Here is a 15177-nt window from a genome sequence, read left to right on the forward strand (position 1 = left end):
ATTTCCCCCCATATCGAGCCTGATACCGGACAGCCAGCCGGGGCCGACGCTCGCCTTGAGTATTTTGGATACCTTAATTTATGAATAACGAAAAGTGTAGTGGTCAACTCATCCCGGACACTGCGTTAAGTTTTTCTTCCGCAACCGCCGGTGCCAGTCCGTCGTTGAACTGATGCGGCCGTATCCAGTTGTACCGGTGCATCAGGTAGTGGCTGATATCGCGATGTGCTTCCTGCGCCGACATGTAACCCACTGACGGCTGCCATTCCGTCTTGAAGCTGCGAAACAGCCTCTCCATCGGGGAGTTATCCCAACAATTGCCACGACGGCTCATGCTCTGCCGTATCCGATAACGCCATAGGCGCTGACGGTATTTCCGGCTCGCATACTGGCCGCCTTGATCCGAGTGGAACTGAACCGCCCCGGGAATCGTGGAGGCTGGTCGGTTTAAGTTAATACGGGTTCAGCGGCAGCTGTTTCAAGTTGCCGATAGTAGTTTGCCTCAGCTTCGGCGGGCGGGATATAGCCGAGGGGTTCCATCAATCGATGATGATTGAACCAGGCCACCCACTCCAGCGTTGCCAGTTCAACGGATTCCCGCGTTTTCCAGGCGCGGCGATGAATCAGTTCAGCCTTGTACAAGCCGTTGATCGTTTCAGCCAAGGCGTTGTCATAGCTGTCGCCCCGGCTGCCGACCGACGGTTCGATGCCCGCTTCGGCCAGCCGTTCGCTATAGCGAATACTGACGTATTGGGACCCTCTGTCCGAATGGTGTATCAAGGTCCCGTCGTCGCCCGGGCGTCGCGCGTAAAGCGCCTGTTCAAGTGCATCCAGAACGAAGTCCGTGGTCATCGAGGTGCTGACGCGCCAGCCGACAATACGGCGAGCGAATACGTCGATCACGAAGGCCACGTACAGCCAGCCCTGCCACGTCGAAACGTAGGTGAAATCCGAAACCCAGAGCTGGTTCGGCCGTGCCGCCTTGAACTGGCGATTGACCCGATCCAGTGGGCGCGGGGCTATGGCATCAGGAACAGTCGTGCGAACACGCTTGCCTCGCATCACGCCGCGCAAACCCAGTTGCTTCATCAACCGTTCGACCGTGCAGCGCGCCACCGCGATACGCTCCCGGTTCATCTGCTTCCAGACTTTATCGGCACCGTAGACCTGCATGTTGGCCCGTCACACACGCTCGATCTCCGGCCGCAGACGTTCATCGCGGATTGCGCGAACAGAGCGCCGCGACGGATCACGAAGCTGCGCGGCATGGCGTCGGTAGCCCGACGGGGCAATCCGCAAGACCTTGCAGATCGGCTCGACCCCGAAGGTGTCGCGATGCTGATCTATAAAGGCCTTCAGGACTTGAAACGGCGGTCGAGCTCCGCCTGGGCGAAAAACGCGCTCGCGACCTTGAGAATCTCGTTGGCACGACGCAACTCCTTGACTTCGCGCTCCAGGGCCTTGAGGCGCTCGCGCTCGTCTGAGGTCACGCCATCGCGCTCACCGTGGTCGACCTGGTCGCGCTTGACCCACTCGTGCAGTGTCTGCGGTGTGCAGCCGATCATCGGCGCAATCGATTCGACCGCCGCCCACATCGACGGATGTTCGCTACGCTGCTCGCGCACCAGACGCACTGCGCGCTCCCGGACTTCCGGGGAAAACTTGGTTACCTTCTTGTTCATGGCTCCATTCTCTCAAGAGTTGGAGCCTCCACAAAATCCGGGGCGGTTCAAAACCTCTCCCGGCCACTACCACGCGGTCTGGCTCGTCGACGGTTGCCCGATCGAAGCGTATCGCCACGTGCAGGCGTTTATCGCCAAGAAGTTTGGCGGCGATCCGAACGTAACCGACGTGACTCGCTGCATGCGTCTCGCGGGCACTATCAACAGGAAGAACGGGCAGAACCACGTGGTCAGGATCGTTTCACCGACAGAAGGCGAAGAGTGCACGCCGATTGCGTTTAGCGAGTTCAGACGCGCGTTCGGTATGAAGCCGAAGCGCAAACCTACTGCGCAGAAGCGACCGCATGGCGCGGGTACGCATGACCTTGAGGAGGTGCGCCGCGCACTGGAGAAAATCCCGGCCGAGGAGCGCCACATCTGGCTCTATATCGGTATGGCTCTGCACTCAATCTTGCCTAACGCTCAGGGCAAAGCTTTGTGGGACGATTGGGCCAAGACTGCTAGGGGCAAGTTCGATCAGGCCGAACAGGATCGTGCATGGCGCAACTTCAAGTCGACCGGCGGCGTTACGAAGGGGACGTTGTTCTACTACGCACAACAGTTCTCCCCCGGTGTCACGCATGTTGACGTTCCGACCACCGAAGCCGATCTCGCGAAGCTGTTTGTCGCAACGTACAAGGGCGAGGTCGCATTCGACCGCCACACCTCGGCGTGGTGGGTATTTGACCGCACGTGGGAAAAGTCGCCGCATCTGGCACTGCGCCGCTGCAAGACGATGATCGAAAACCTGATCGAAGCGACGCGCGGCGTGCAATCCGAGAAGCAGAGCGGCGTGTTGTCCGCCCTCCAGCGTCAAGCGACCGCGTCTTCGCTTACTGCGATCCTCCGTCACGCCTCGCTCGATGCCGACGTGGAGATTTCCGGCTCGCGTTTCGATACCAACTCCGACCTGCTCGGGGTAGAGAACGGCGTTATCGACCTCGTCGTTGGACGGCATCGCCCTGCGCGTCCGGACGATTTCATCACGCTGAGCTGCGGTACGGCCTATGACGCCGAAGCCAGGTGCCCCGAGTTCGTGAAGTTCATCGAAAGCATTACCGAGGGCGATAACGAGTTCGCGCACTATATTCAGCGCGCGCTGGGCTACAGCGTGTTCGGCCACACCCGCGAACAGGTTTTCTTCCTGATTATCGGTCTGGGTGCGAACGGCAAAGGCGTATTGCTGCGTGTGCTGAATCAGGTGCTGGGCGACTATGGAAGGACAGTAGCTCCGAACCTGCTGCAACGCGCCTACAATGGCAATCCGAACGCGTCGACTTCGGCGCTTATGGCGCTCAAGGGTGCCCGGCTGTACGCGTGTACGGAGTTCGACGGGCAGAAGCGTTTCGACGAGGCGTTCGTGAAGCAAATCAGCGGCAGCGATGCGTTGACGGGCCGCTGCAATTTCGGGGAGCAGGAAACGTTCAAGCCGGTAGGCAAGCTCTGGCTGTCAACGAATTCCGATCCGGAAATTGCACACGACAATAAGGCAGTATGGCGTCGCCTTCTCGTCATTCCGCTGATGCGCAGCTTCAGCGGCAAGGACTGCGATCCTGACCTCGAAGAAAAGCTCGTGCATGAGGCACCAGGCATCCTGAACTGGCTCATCGAGGGTGCGCAGCAGTATCGCGTGCGCGGACTCGGCCAGTGCGCGAAGGTTGTGTCAGAGACCGCAAAGCTGCGCTCGCGCTCGGATACGGTTCGTTCGTGGCTGATGGCCTGCTGCTCGACGAGGAATGCCTCAGTGATTCAAGGGGCCAAGGATGTGTACGACAGTTACCGCGCCCACACCCGTAACAATGGACGTACCGCACTGACGGTTGCCAAATTCAACGCGAAGCTCGAAAAGCTCGGATTTGAACATGTGCGCCGTGCTGCATTCAACGGCTGGAAGGGCTTCGTGCTGAAGAGTGAATGAATGAGGTCATGGCCGGGGGCAGTGAATCGCCCTCTGGCCGATTCACCCCGCTTCGATTTCGTCAACCTGCCCCCTCGATAGATTCTCCCAGCCGGGCGCGGAATTCGTTACTTTCGCAGTCGCGAGCGCCCGAACTCAGTCGGTGCAGCGAATCCGTCAGTTGCCGCACTGTCAAGATAGTCCGCCCATACCTGCATCATCTCCCTGCGCTCCACGAGATACTGAGCCCGGTTGTACGCCGCGCGGACCTTGTTTCGCTCCGCGTGCGCCAGCTGGCGTTCAATCCAGTCGGGCTGAAAACCCATCTCGTTCAGGATGGTCGATGCGGTCGCGCGGAAGCCATGCCCTGTCGCCCGCGAGTGGTAGCCCATGCGGTATAGCGCGTACAAGACGGTATTCTCGCTGATGAAAGCTCCGCGCCCATTGCGCGACGGAAAGACATAGTCGCCATCGCCATTGATCGCCTCCAGCCGTCTTAGTACATCGACGGCCTGCCGCGAGAGTGGAACGATGTGCGTCTCACGCATCTTCATCCGCTCAGCGGGAATGCGCCATTCGCCCCCGTCGAGATCGAACTCGGTCCATCGCGCGGCCCGCAGTTCCCCTGTACGTACAAACGTCAGTGCTAGAAGCCGCAAGGCTAACCGCGTCTGCAAATCGCCATCGTACTCCGTAACTTTTCGTACGAACTCAGGTAAATCTGCATGGCCCAGCGCCGCGTAGTGCCGCTTCTCTGGCGTTTTTAACGCACCTCGCAGATCGGCCGACGGATTGTATGTCCCGCGCCCAGTCGCGATAGCGTATCGGAACACCGCACTGCACCTCTGCAGAACTCGACCGGCAACTTCCAGCGCACCGCGTTTTTCAATGGTGCGCAATACCTCAAGCAACTCCGGAGCGGTGACCTCGACCAACGGGCGATCACCAAGCGTTGGGAAAACGTCAGCTTCGAGCGATCCGAGAATCTTCGCGGCATGTGAGGCGGTCCAACTCGCCCGCTTGGTCTGGTGCCACTCGCGCGCCATCACCTCAAAAGTGTTCGACCGGTCGTCGGCGTTCTGCTTTGCCGCCCGTTTGCGCTCGGTAACCGGGTCGATGCCCTGCTTGACTAGCGTCTTCGCGTCGTCCCGTATCTTGCGCGCTTCGGCAAGCGTAACGTCTGGATAAACCCCGATCGCAAACAACTTTTGCTTGCCTGCTATCCGGTACGCCATGCGCCAGTAGCGGGAACCGTTCGGGTGGACGTGGAGGTACATCCCCCCGCCGTCCGTCAGTTTGTACGGTTCGGCGGTGGGCTTGGCGTTGCGGACAGCGGTGTCTGTAAGGGGCATGGCGTCGATACCAACATCCTTGGCTTTGGTACCAACGAATATACCAGCAATTTTTCCGGGCACTTTCGGATGCAATCGAACGCCAGCAAACAAAAAACCCCGCAAGACCGTTGATCTTACGGGGTTTTTAACTTCCGTCGGGTCACGACGGATTTGAATGTGGTGCCGGCTGCAGGACTCGAACCCGCCACCTGATGATTACAAATCAACTGCTCTACCAGATGAGCTAAGCCGGCGTAGCCCGCTATTCTACTTCATTTGACGATCTTGAGGTGACCCTTGCTGCCCTTGCCGCCGCCGTCTTCATCCTTGTCGGCCTGGCGGGTAGCCGCCTGCGCTGCCGGCTCGCCGGCAGGCTCGTCGCGCGCTTCGTGCGGCGCTGCTTCTTCGTGGTCCTCGGAAGACAGCACATCGTCGGCACCGCCGGCCGGCGACTCGACGGGGAAGGCCATGCCCTGTCCGTTTTCGCGAGCATAGATCGCGAGCACGTTCGACACCGGCACCTCGATCTTGTGCGACTTGCCGGAAAAGCGAGCATGGAACTCGATCATTTCGTTGCCCATCTGCAACTGGCTCGTCGCCTCGAAGCTGATGTTCAGAACGATCTCGCCGTCACGCACGAACTGCCGCGGCACGCGCGTGCTGTTGTCGACCCGCACTGCGATATGCGGCGTGAAGCCGTTGTCGGTGCACCACTCGTACAGCGCGCGCAGCAGATACGGCTTGGTGGAAATCTCTTGCATCAACAATCCTCTCGCGAGGCGGCGCCCACACCCACGCCGTGCACGCCGCCTCTGTTACCCGCAACTACCGGGATACTGCTTAACGACGCATGACCTTTTCCGACGGCGTCAGCGCCTCGATGTACGCCGGACGGCTGAAAATGCGCTCGGCGTACTTCATGAGCGGCGCGGCGTTCTTCGACAGCTCGATGCCGTAGTGGTCGAGACGCCACAGCAGCGGCGCGATCGCGACGTCGAGCATCGAGAACTCTTCGCCCAGCATGTACTTGTTCTTCAGGAAGATCGGCGCGAGCTGCGTGAGGCGGTCGCGGATCGCGAGGCGCGCCTTCTCGTGGTTCTTCTCGGCGGCCTTGCCCTTCTCGTTTTCGAGCGTGCTCACGTGCACGAACAGTTCCTTCTCGAAGTTGAGCAGGAACAGACGCGCGCGCGCGCGCTGCACCGGGTCGGCCGGCATCAGTTGCGGATGCGGGAAGCGCTCGTCGATGTACTCGTTGATGATGTTCGATTCGTACAGGATCAGGTCGCGCTCGACCAGAATCGGCACCTGACCGTACGGATTCATCACGGCGATGTCTTCCGGTTTGTTGAACAGGTCGACGTCGCGGATTTCGAAGTCCATGCCCTTTTCGAACAACACCAGCCGGCAGCGCTGGGAGAACGGGCAGGTAGTGCCGGAGTACAGAACCATCATGATTTACATTTCCTCAATAAACCCAAAAGGCCAGCGGGCGAAAAAACCGTCTGACGGTCCCTGAACCGTCAGACGGCTTCTCGTCGCACCGGCCCCACGTCGGTCAGGACGTGCCTATTTGATATCTTTCCAGTACGCGGCGTTCAATCGCCATGCAAAAAAGCTCAGGACGCCAAGGAACAGGAGCACCCACACGCCAAGCTGCCTGCGGGTTTTCTGCTCGGGTTCGGCCATCCAGCCGAGGTATGCCACCAGATCGGCCACGTCGGCATCATAATCCGCCGGCGAAAGCTTCCCTGGCACGACCTGCTGGAATCCAGCAAAGCGACGGACTTTTTCCCCGGTTTCCTCGTCCGTCGTGTCCTCGAACTTCACCGTGCGTATGCCCTGCAACTGCCACAGCACGTGCGGCATGCTTACGTTCTCGAACACCAGGTTGTTCCAGCCGGTCGGCCGCGTGTCGTCGCGGTAGAAGCTGCGCAGGTACGTGTACAACCAGTCACGCCCTTTCGCCCGCGCTTCCACGGAGAGGTCCGGCGGTGCTACGCCAAACCACGATTTCGCGTCGTCCGGGCGCATCGCGATGGACATCGTGTTGCCGACCTTGTCGGTCGTAAACAACAGATTATCTTCGATTTGCTTCTGCGGAATGCCGAGATCCTGCAACCGGCTGTAGCGCATCAAGTTCGCACTATGGCAATTCAGGCAATAGTTTACAAACAATTGGGCGCCGTGTTGCAGCGAAGCAAGATTTTCGCCGTTATCGGGTGCGCGGTCGAGCGGAATGTTTTCCTGCGCCCCTGCCGATCCCACCCCAAATGCACACGAGAGCGCCAGCGCGGCCACGCTGGCCCGGACGCTCGCCTTCACGAGCGCCGAAAAAAGAGATTTCCTCGTCATGTCTTTCTCGCTCGTCAATTAATGGGACTTGAACCGCACACGCTCGGGCGGCTGCCTGAAGGTGCCAAGCGGCGTCCAGAACGGCATGCCGAGGAAAAACGCGAAATAGACCAGCGCGCACACCTGCGCGATCAGCGTGGCGGCGGGCGATGGCGGCTTGGTGCCGAGGAAGGCGAGCGTAAGGAATGCGAGCACGAAGACGCCGAGAAATACCTTATGGAAGAACGGCCGATACCGGATCGACTTAACCGGCGCGCGATCGAGCCACGGCAGGAAGAAAAGCGAAATCACCGCCGTGCCCATCACCACTACGCCCCAGAACTTCGATTCGGTGAAGTACATCGCGAGAAGCACGAGCACGGCCAGCACCGGCAGCCCCACGCGCCATTTGCCGCGCGCGCGCACAAGCGCGAGCAGCCCGAGCAGCGCGATCACGATCATCAGCACGATCTTGAACGGGTCGGTCGTGGCGCGCAGCATCGCGTAGAACGCCGTGAAGTACCAGACCGGCGCAATTTCGGGCGGCGTTTGCAGCGGGTTGGCCGGCACGAAGTTGTTCGCCTCGAGGAAGTAGCCGCCCATCTCCGGCGCGAAGAACACGATCCCCGCGAAAATCATCAGGAAGATGCACACGCCCATGAAATCGTGCACGGAGTAATAGGGATGGAACGCAATGCCGTCGAGCGGAATGCCGTTCGCGTCCTTTTTCTCCTTGATCTCGATGCCGTCCGGGTTGTTCGAGCCCACCTCGTGCAGCGCGATGATGTGGCAGATCACGAGCCCGATCAGCACTAGCGGGATGGCGATCACGTGGAACGCAAAGAAACGGTTCAGCGTGACGTCCGACACCACGTAGTCGCCGCGAATCCACAGCGAGAGGTCCGGGCCGATGAAGGGGATCGCCGAGAACAGGTTCACGATCACCTGCGCGCCCCAGAACGACATCTGCCCCCACGGCAGCAGATAGCCGAAGAACGCCTCGGCCATCAGGCACAGGAAAATCGCGCAGCCGAAGATCCACACGAGTTCCCGCGGCTTGCGGTACGAGCCGTACAAAAGCCCGCGGAACATGTGCAGGTACACGACCACGAAGAACATCGAGGCGCCCGTGGAATGCATGTAGCGGATGAGCCAGCCCCACGGCACCTCGCGCATGATGTACTCGACCGACGCGAACGCGAGCGTCGAATCGGGCTTGTAGTTCATGGTCAGGAAGATGCCGGTGACGATCTGGTTGACGAGCACGAGCAGCGCAAGCGAGCCGAAGAAGTACCAGAAGTTGAAGTTCTTCGGCGCGTAGTATTCGGAGAGATGCGCGCGCCAGGTCGCGCTCAGCGGAAAGCGCCTGTCGATCCAGCCGACGACGCCCGTGGTGTTCACCTCTTTTTCGGTTCCCGTCGCCATCACGCTTCTCCTTTTTCGTCCTTGCCGATCACGATCTGCGTCGGCGACGCAAACATGTAGCGGGGAATGTCGAGGTTCTGCGGCGCCGGCTTGTTCCTGAACACGCGGCCGGAAAGATCGTAGGTGGAGCCGTGGCAAGGACACAGGAAGCCGCCCGGCCAGCTGTCGGGCAGGTTCGGCTGCGGGCCTTCCTGGAAGCGCGGCGTCGGCGTGCAGCCCAGATGCGTGCACACGGCGACGGCCACGAGAATGTTCTGATGCTCGGCGCGCGAACGGAACTCGTTCATGCAGTAGTCGGGCATCGGCATCGAGAACGGGTGTTCGGAGTTCGGGTCGGCCAGATCGGGATCGGCCTTCTTGACGTCCGCCATCATGCGATCCGTGCGATTGAGGATCCACACGGGCTTGCCGCGCCAGGCCACGGTCAGCAGCGAGCCGGGCTGCAGATTCGTGATGTCGACTTCGACGGGCGCGCCGGCGGCACGGGCTTTCTCGGATGGTGCAAAGGAACCGACGAAGGGTACGACAGTGGCCACGCCTCCAATGCCACCTGCTACGGACGTCGCAATCAGCCAGGTTCGGCGGCTGCCATCGACGCGGTCATTCTCGTTGTCTCGCATCACATCGCCCCACTTCTGAGTTGGATTTATCCGTCACGCCAGCTTACCCGCGGTGCTGCCGAACGCTAGTTTGCGCGAATGGAGTTGGCATTTACAAGGGGCGCTCCTGAAAAAGCCCCGGAAGTCCTTGATATCTCGGGGTTTTCCCGCAGAAAAGAGGGCCACTTTCTTTTCGGTTTGTAAATGCCTCATGAATAAAACCATGCTGCGGCATGACAATTCGGGCATGGCTCGATGCCGTGCCCGATATCCGCTCAGTGGGGACGCGGACCGTAAAAGCGATTAAACGGGATTATGGATGTCGATGAAGAGATGCTCGATGTCGAACGCTTCGGAGAGGTGCGCCCCCAGTGCCTGGACGCCGAAGCGCTCAGTCGCGTGATGGCCCGCGGCAAGGAATGCCACGCCGCTTTCCGCCGCCGTGTGCGTGGTCTGCTCGGAAATCTCGCCGGTGAGGAAGACGTCGGCGCCGGCATCGATGGCCGCGTCGAAGAAGCTTTGCGCCGCACCCGTGCACCAGGCCACGTGGCGCAGTTCCCAGTCGGGGTCGCCGAGCGCGAGCGGCACGCGTCCCAAGGTTTGCTCCACCTGGGCGGAGAAGTGCGCAAGCGTGATCGGCATGGGCAGCGTCGTCATCCAGCCGAGATCCTGCTCGCCGAAGCGTTTTTCGCCTATCCAGCCCAGTTTGGCGCCTAGCTGCGCGTTATTGCCGAACTCGGGGTGGCTGTCGAGCGGAAGGTGATAGGCGAAGAGATTGAGGTCGTTCGCGAGCAGCGTATGCAAACGCCGGTATTTGCGCCCTGTGATCTGCGGCGCCTCGTTCTTCCAGAAGTAGCCGTGATGGACGAGCACGGCGTCGGCGCCCCATTCGAGCGCGGCTTCGAGGAACGCAAGCGAGGCAGTCACGCCTGTGGCGATCTTCTCCACGCGCCGCCGCCCTTCCACCTGCAGACCGTTCGGGCAGTAGTCCTTGAACCGCGCGGATTCCAGAAGATTGTTCAGATACAATTCCAGTTCGATCCGATCCATATAATCCTCTAATCTTCAGATGCTTAGACGCTTTTGGCTGTTCTTCGCCCAGGCGGTGACGGTCCTGCTGGCGTTGATGTTCATCATCGCGACGCTCAAGCCGCAGTGGCTGCAGCACCAGGGGCAGTTCGGCAAGCAGCTCGCCGAGCCGATCGTCGCACTACGGGAAGTCGCGCCTGGCATCGGCGGAAGCCCCGCCCAGGGCTCCTATGCGGACGCCGCCCAGAAGGCCATGCCCGCGGTCGTCAACGTGTTCTCGAGCAAGGATGGGTCGCTGCCGCCCGACCCCCGCCAGAACGATCCGCTATTTCGCTACTTCTTCGGCGATCGCAACAATAACCACAAGCAGCAGGAGCAGCCTGCCGCCAACCTCGGTTCGGGCGTCATTGTCAGTCCGGACGGTTACATTCTAACTAACCAGCACGTTATCGACGGCGCGGACCAGATCGAAATCGCGCTTTCCGACGGCCGCACCACGAACGCAAAGGTGATCGGCATCGATCCGGAAACCGATCTCGCCGTGCTCAAGATCAACCTGCCGAACCTGCCGACCATCACGCTCGGCCGCATGGACCAGACGCGCGTAGGCGACGTCGTGCTCGCCATCGGCAATCCGTTCGGCGTGGGACAAACGGTCACGATGGGCATCATCAGCGCGCTCGGCCGCAATCACCTGGGCATCAACACGTTCGAGAACTTCATACAGACCGACGCGCCGATCAACCCGGGCAACTCGGGCGGCGCGCTCGTCGACGTAAACGGCAACCTGCTCGGCATCAACACCGCCATTTACTCGCGCTCGGGCGGCTCGCTCGGCATCGGCTTCGCGATTCCGGTGTCGACGGCGCGCAGCGTGCTGGAAAGCATCATCACCACGGGCTCGGTCACGCGCGGCTGGATCGGCGTGGAACCGCAGGACGTGACACCCGAGATCGCCGACTCGTTCGGGCTCAGGGAAAAATCGGGTGCGATCGTCGCGGGCGTGCTGCAGGGCGGCCCCGCCGACAAGGCCGGCATCAAGCCGGGCGACGTGCTGACTTCGGTGAACGGCGAGGCCATCACCGACACCACGCGCCTTCTGAACGTGATTGCGCAGATCAAGCCTGGCACCGACGCGAAGGTCCACCTCGTGCGCAAGAACAAGGACATGGATCTCGACGTGCTGATCGGCAAGCGCCCGCCGCCGCCCAAGCAGCCCGAGCAGGAAGACGGCGAAGGCGATGACGGGGGTTGACGCCCCCTGGCATCCGGCGTGCGAATGGCGGATATGCGGCAGCGCCCTCGCCGCGCTACAGGAAAGCAAAAAGGCCGCGAACGGGTTCGCGGCCTTTTTGCTTTCCTGATTCTCCCGCTGGCGACGCTAGCCAGCCGCCTGGCTCTCGTCTGCGGCCTTCTTTTCGCCGGTGCCGACAAAAATACGCGCCGCGATGATGCCCGCCTCGTACAGGACGATCAGCGGCAACGCCAGGATGAGTTGCGAGAACACGTCCGGCGGCGTCACGACGGCCGCGACGATGAACGCGCCGACGATCACATAGGGCCGGATCTCCTTGAGCTTTTTCACCGTCAGCACGCCCATCCGCACGAGCAGCACGACGACGATCGGCACCTCGAAAGTCACGCCGAACGCAATGAACATGGTGAGCACGAAGCTCAGGTAATTGTCGATATCGGTCGTCATCTCCGCACCGAGCGGCGCGTTGTAGTGCGCCATCACGCGGAAGATGGTCGGGAACACCACGAAATACGCGAACGCCATGCCGCACAGGAAGAGCGTGTAGCTGCTCGCCACGAGCGGTGCGACTAGCTTCTTTTCGTGCTGATAGAGGCCAGGCGCGACAAACGCCCAGATTTGATAGAGCACGAACGGCAGCGCGATCACGAAGGCCACGAGCATCGTGACTTTCATTGGCACGAAGAACGAGCCGGTCACGTCGGTCACGATCATCTTGCCGTCGCGCGGCAGGTTCTGCATGAGCGGACGTGCGAGCAGCCGGAAGATGTCGGGCGCCCAGTACACGAGGCCGACGAATACGACGACCACGGCAATGCCCGCGCGAATGATGCGATCACGCAGTTCGACGAGATGGGAAATGAAGGTCTCTTCGGAGCCTTCTTCCTGATTTTGCTGGGGGTCGCTCACACCGGCCCTCTGTTGGAAATGAAGGTGCGCAAAGGCGGATCGGCTTCAGAAAAACCGCGTGCGCCGACGCAGGCTAGCCGGCGTGTGCTGCGCGACGCGCGCCGCGCCCGACTGCACTCGCGTTCGGCGCAGCGTGGCGCGCTTGTACCAGACGGGCGCCGCGCCCTGCTTCACGCGCCAGTTCTTGCGCTTCGCGACGCTCGTGCTTGCATTACCGGAGCGCCAGCTGGACTGGGTTACCGTGCCGTCCGCGGCGTTGGCGGCTGCGCCCTCGAGGCTTGCCGGATCGGCGCCGCCCGCGATGCTCGGCGAAACCGAGGTGCCCGCGTTCCAGGCGTCGTTCAGCTCTGCTTCATGCTTGCGCAGGTTCTCGTGGACGGTTTTCTCGACGTTCTGAGCGGCCGACTCGAACTCGGTCTTCATGCGGCGCAATTCGTCGAGTTCGATCTCGCGCGTGACTTCCGCCTTGACGTCGTTGATGTAGCGCTGCGCGCGCCCGAACAACGCGCCCGCCGTACGCGCGACGCGCGGCAGCCGCTCCGGCCCGAGTACGACCAGCGCAACAACGCCGATCAGCGCCATCTTGGTTAAACCGAGATCGAGCATGAATGGAATTTCCGTCAGCTTGGCGGCGGGAGAGAGCGGCTGCCGCGTCTAGCGGTAGTCGTTCGAGCGTTGCGTCTTGTCCTTGGCTTCGACGTCGACTGCTCCGCCGTTGGCCGGCAGTTCGCGCTTTTGTGCGTCGGCGGCGGGCGCTTCGCCGTCCCGCATGCCTTCCTTGAAACCCTTCACCGCGCCGCCCAGATCGCTACCGATATTGCGCAGCTTCTTCGTGCCGAAAACGAGCGCCACGATCAGCAAGACGATCAGCCAGTGCCAGATGCTCAACGAACCCATGATTGACTCTCTCCTTAACCCCGCCGCCGCGCTTACTGCGCGGCGCGAAAAATTATGCCTGTGTGACGTTGCAGAGGCGTGGCGTGCGCCCCTTTAACGCCGCCGATTGCGCGGATTGCCGCGTGCATTTCAGCCCATGCGGTGCCACGGACGCGGCCCGGCCAGCAGATGCGCGTGCAGGTGATAGACCTCCTGGCCGCCGCCCGGTCCCGTGTTCACGACCGTGCGAAACCCGGTTTCGCCGCCCGTGTACGACACGCCGAGCTCTTTTGCCAGCCGCGCGACCAGTACAAACATTCTACCAAGCAGCGGTGCATCGTTTTCGCCGCAATCGGCAAGGGTGGGAATATGCTGGCGCGGAATCACGAGGACGTGCGTTTCTGCCGCGGGACGGATGTCGCGGAAAGCGACGAATTCCTCGTCCTCGTACACCCGCGTGCTGGGGATTTCGCCATCGGCGATCTTGCAGAAGAGACAGGTGCTGCGGTCGTGACTCATGGTGCTCCTGGTGAGCGACAAGACGCCAGATTGGACAAGCGGTACCGGACGCCCGGGCCGCTCAGAACCAGGCGCGCGGGTTCTGCAGCGGCTTGTTGTCGTACAAATATAGCCAGCCTTTGATGATACGGTACAACGTCCAGATTGCGACAGCCCACAAAATCGGAATGCCGACCAGCACGAAAATGAGCACACCGCCGATCAGATGCCCGGCGAGACCGAGCCAGAACGTGCGGATTTGCCAGGTGAAGTGCTGCTCGTAGGGCGTGCCGAGCGCTTCGTCGCGTTTGAGGTAATTGAGAATGATGGCGACCAGCACGGAAATACCGCCCGTGAGCCAGTACACCGCATACAGCGCATAGAGCACGTGCGTGAAAGTGCGCAGACTGCGCAAACGGTCGGCATCGACACTGTTACGGTACGAAGGGGGCGGATAATCGCCGGACGTGGACATGGTGTTCGTCTCCGGGTGTGTCGGCCGAGCGCAACCCTCAGTCGCCGTTCGCTTCGCGCTCGCGGCTCTTGCGCAGCGCCTTTTCCTCGAGCCCCGAAAGCCCTTCGCGACGTTCCAGCTCCGCGAGCACATCGGCAGGGCTCAGATCGAAGTGAGAGAGCGTAACGAGGCAATGGAACCACAGGTCGGCCATTTCGCCCACCAGCGCCTTCGGCGCGCCGCCCTGCCGCACGTCTTTCGCGGCCAGCACGACTTCCGTCGCTTCCTCGCCGACCTTTTTGAGCACCGCGTCGTCGCCCTTGTGGAAGAGCCGCGCGACGTAGGAAGCGTCCGGATCGCCGCCCTTGCGGCTGTCGATCACCGCCGCGAGGCGCAGCAAGGTGTCGTTGGTGTTCAGTTGTGTCATTTGTAAATATGTTCGGGGTCTTTCAGCACGGGATCGACAGCGACCCAGCGGCCTTCGTCGACAGTGCCTTCGAATTGCTGGAAGAAGCACGAGTGACGGCCCGTGTGGCACGCGATGCCCGAAACCTGCTCGACCTTGAGCAGTACGACATCTTCATCGCAGTCGAGGCGGATGTCGCGCACGTGCTGCACGTGGCCCGACTCCTCGCCCTTGAACCACAGACGCTGGCGCGAGCGCGAGAAGTACACCGCGCGGCGCAACTCGACCGTCCTGGCGAGCGCCTCGCGATTCATCCACGCGAACATGAGTACGTCGCCCGTAGTGGCTTCCTGCGCGATCACGGGCACGAGGCCGTTGGCGTCCCAGTTGACCTTGTCGAGCCAGCCGGCCTTGGCGGCATCCTGCGTCTCAGCATTGCTCAT

Annotated in this window: 16 protein-coding genes, 1 tRNA gene, 2 pseudogenes and 1 other annotated feature; of the genes and pseudogenes, 2 read left to right on the top strand and 17 right to left on the bottom strand. The window is 61.3% G+C overall.

All coding sequences use genetic code 11. The features are described 5' to 3' along the window. Nucleotides 1-103: 103 nt before the first annotated feature. Nucleotides 104-427 (bottom strand): annotated as a pseudogene (locus tag BLU17_RS24325) (integrase core domain-containing protein); the annotation flags it as partial. Nucleotides 428-447: 20 nt separating this feature from the next. Then, nucleotides 448-1682: pseudogene (locus BLU17_RS24330) on the bottom strand (IS3 family transposase). Continuing rightward, nucleotides 1285-1401 (bottom strand) — a sequence feature (AL1L pseudoknot). Its footprint overlaps the pseudogene before it by 117 nt. On the opposite strand from BLU17_RS24330, the gene BLU17_RS24335 reads away from it, so the two are divergent. After that, a complete protein-coding gene (locus BLU17_RS24335) occupies nt 1681-3639 on the top strand; it encodes a phage/plasmid primase, P4 family (protein WP_092002547.1) in 1959 nt (652 codons plus the stop codon). The pseudogene BLU17_RS24330 and the gene BLU17_RS24335 sit on opposite strands and share 2 nt — an antisense overlap. Nucleotides 3640-3746: 107 nt before the next feature. Here the strand turns inward: BLU17_RS24335 and BLU17_RS24340 are convergent, their stop codons facing one another. The 8 genes from BLU17_RS24340 to BLU17_RS24375 form a co-directional block, all read right to left on the bottom strand. Further along, nucleotides 3747-4970: a tyrosine-type recombinase/integrase gene (locus BLU17_RS24340; RefSeq protein WP_092002550.1), complete on the bottom strand. Its 1224-nt coding sequence runs from the start codon at nt 4968-4970 to the stop codon at nt 3747-3749. Nucleotides 4971-5130: 160 nt separating this feature from the next. Beyond that, nucleotides 5131-5206 (bottom strand) — tRNA-Thr (locus tag BLU17_RS24345). Between the two features lie 18 nt (nt 5207-5224). Next, complete coding sequence (locus BLU17_RS24350; protein WP_092002553.1) at nt 5225-5713, bottom strand: ClpXP protease specificity-enhancing factor; 489 nt, start codon at nt 5711-5713, stop codon at nt 5225-5227. Between the two features lie 79 nt (nt 5714-5792). Further along, a complete protein-coding gene (locus BLU17_RS24355; RefSeq protein ID WP_027797364.1) occupies nt 5793-6404 on the bottom strand; it encodes a glutathione S-transferase N-terminal domain-containing protein in 612 nt (203 codons plus the stop codon). A gap of 114 nt (nt 6405-6518) precedes the next feature. Next, nucleotides 6519-7304, bottom strand: a complete 786-nt coding sequence (locus tag BLU17_RS24360; RefSeq protein WP_092002792.1) for a cytochrome c1 — start codon at nt 7302-7304, stop codon at nt 6519-6521. An 18-nt stretch (nt 7305-7322) separates the two neighbouring features. Continuing rightward, the gene (locus tag BLU17_RS24365) at nt 7323-8708 is read right to left on the bottom strand and encodes a cytochrome b (protein WP_092002556.1); all 1386 of its coding nucleotides are present in this window, start codon (nt 8706-8708) and stop codon (nt 7323-7325) included. Then, nucleotides 8708-9328: a ubiquinol-cytochrome c reductase iron-sulfur subunit gene (petA, locus tag BLU17_RS24370; RefSeq protein WP_092002559.1), complete on the bottom strand. Its 621-nt coding sequence runs from the start codon at nt 9326-9328 to the stop codon at nt 8708-8710. Before petA ends, BLU17_RS24365 begins: the two co-directional genes overlap by 1 nt. A 282-nt stretch (nt 9329-9610) precedes the next feature. Then, nucleotides 9611-10357 carry a Nif3-like dinuclear metal center hexameric protein gene (locus tag BLU17_RS24375; RefSeq protein WP_092002562.1) on the bottom strand — a complete coding sequence of 249 codons (747 nt, stop codon included), beginning with the start codon at nt 10355-10357 and terminating at the stop codon, nt 9611-9613. Nucleotides 10358-10376: 19 nt separating this feature from the next. Between BLU17_RS24375 and BLU17_RS24380 the strand changes: the two genes are divergently transcribed. Continuing rightward, nucleotides 10377-11591 (top strand): Do family serine endopeptidase, encoded by a 1215-nt coding sequence (locus BLU17_RS24380; protein ID WP_092002564.1) that lies wholly within the window; start codon nt 10377-10379, stop codon nt 11589-11591. 126 nt (nt 11592-11717) lie between these two features. On the opposite strand, the gene tatC is transcribed toward BLU17_RS24380, so the two are convergent. From tatC to hisI, 7 genes are all read right to left on the bottom strand, one after another. Continuing rightward, entirely contained in the window at nt 11718-12500 is a 783-nt protein-coding gene (gene tatC / locus BLU17_RS24385; RefSeq protein ID WP_092002567.1) for a twin-arginine translocase subunit TatC, read from the bottom strand. Nucleotides 12501-12545: 45 nt separating this feature from the next. Next, the gene (tatB, locus tag BLU17_RS24390) at nt 12546-13106 is read right to left on the bottom strand and encodes a Sec-independent protein translocase protein TatB (protein WP_092002570.1); all 561 of its coding nucleotides are present in this window, start codon (nt 13104-13106) and stop codon (nt 12546-12548) included. Between the two features lie 48 nt (nt 13107-13154). Further along, the gene (tatA, locus tag BLU17_RS24395; protein WP_092002573.1) at nt 13155-13397 is read right to left on the bottom strand and encodes a Sec-independent protein translocase subunit TatA; all 243 of its coding nucleotides are present in this window, start codon (nt 13395-13397) and stop codon (nt 13155-13157) included. 129 nt (nt 13398-13526) lie between these two features. Then, on the bottom strand, nt 13527-13895 hold the full coding sequence (locus BLU17_RS24400) for a histidine triad nucleotide-binding protein (RefSeq protein WP_092002576.1): 369 nt from the start codon (nt 13893-13895) through the stop codon (nt 13527-13529). A gap of 61 nt (nt 13896-13956) precedes the next feature. After that, nucleotides 13957-14349: a DUF4870 family protein gene (locus tag BLU17_RS24405; RefSeq protein WP_092002579.1), complete on the bottom strand. Its 393-nt coding sequence runs from the start codon at nt 14347-14349 to the stop codon at nt 13957-13959. Nucleotides 14350-14386: 37 nt separating this feature from the next. Next, entirely contained in the window at nt 14387-14755 is a 369-nt protein-coding gene (locus BLU17_RS24410; RefSeq protein WP_092002582.1) for a phosphoribosyl-ATP diphosphatase, read from the bottom strand. Next, the gene (gene hisI / locus BLU17_RS24415) at nt 14752-15177 is read right to left on the bottom strand and encodes a phosphoribosyl-AMP cyclohydrolase (protein WP_092002585.1); all 426 of its coding nucleotides are present in this window, start codon (nt 15175-15177) and stop codon (nt 14752-14754) included. Before hisI ends, BLU17_RS24410 begins: the two co-directional genes overlap by 4 nt.

It is taken from the genome of Paraburkholderia lycopersici (assembly GCF_900096975.1).
GTDB lineage: Bacteria > Pseudomonadota > Gammaproteobacteria > Burkholderiales > Burkholderiaceae > Paraburkholderia > Paraburkholderia lycopersici.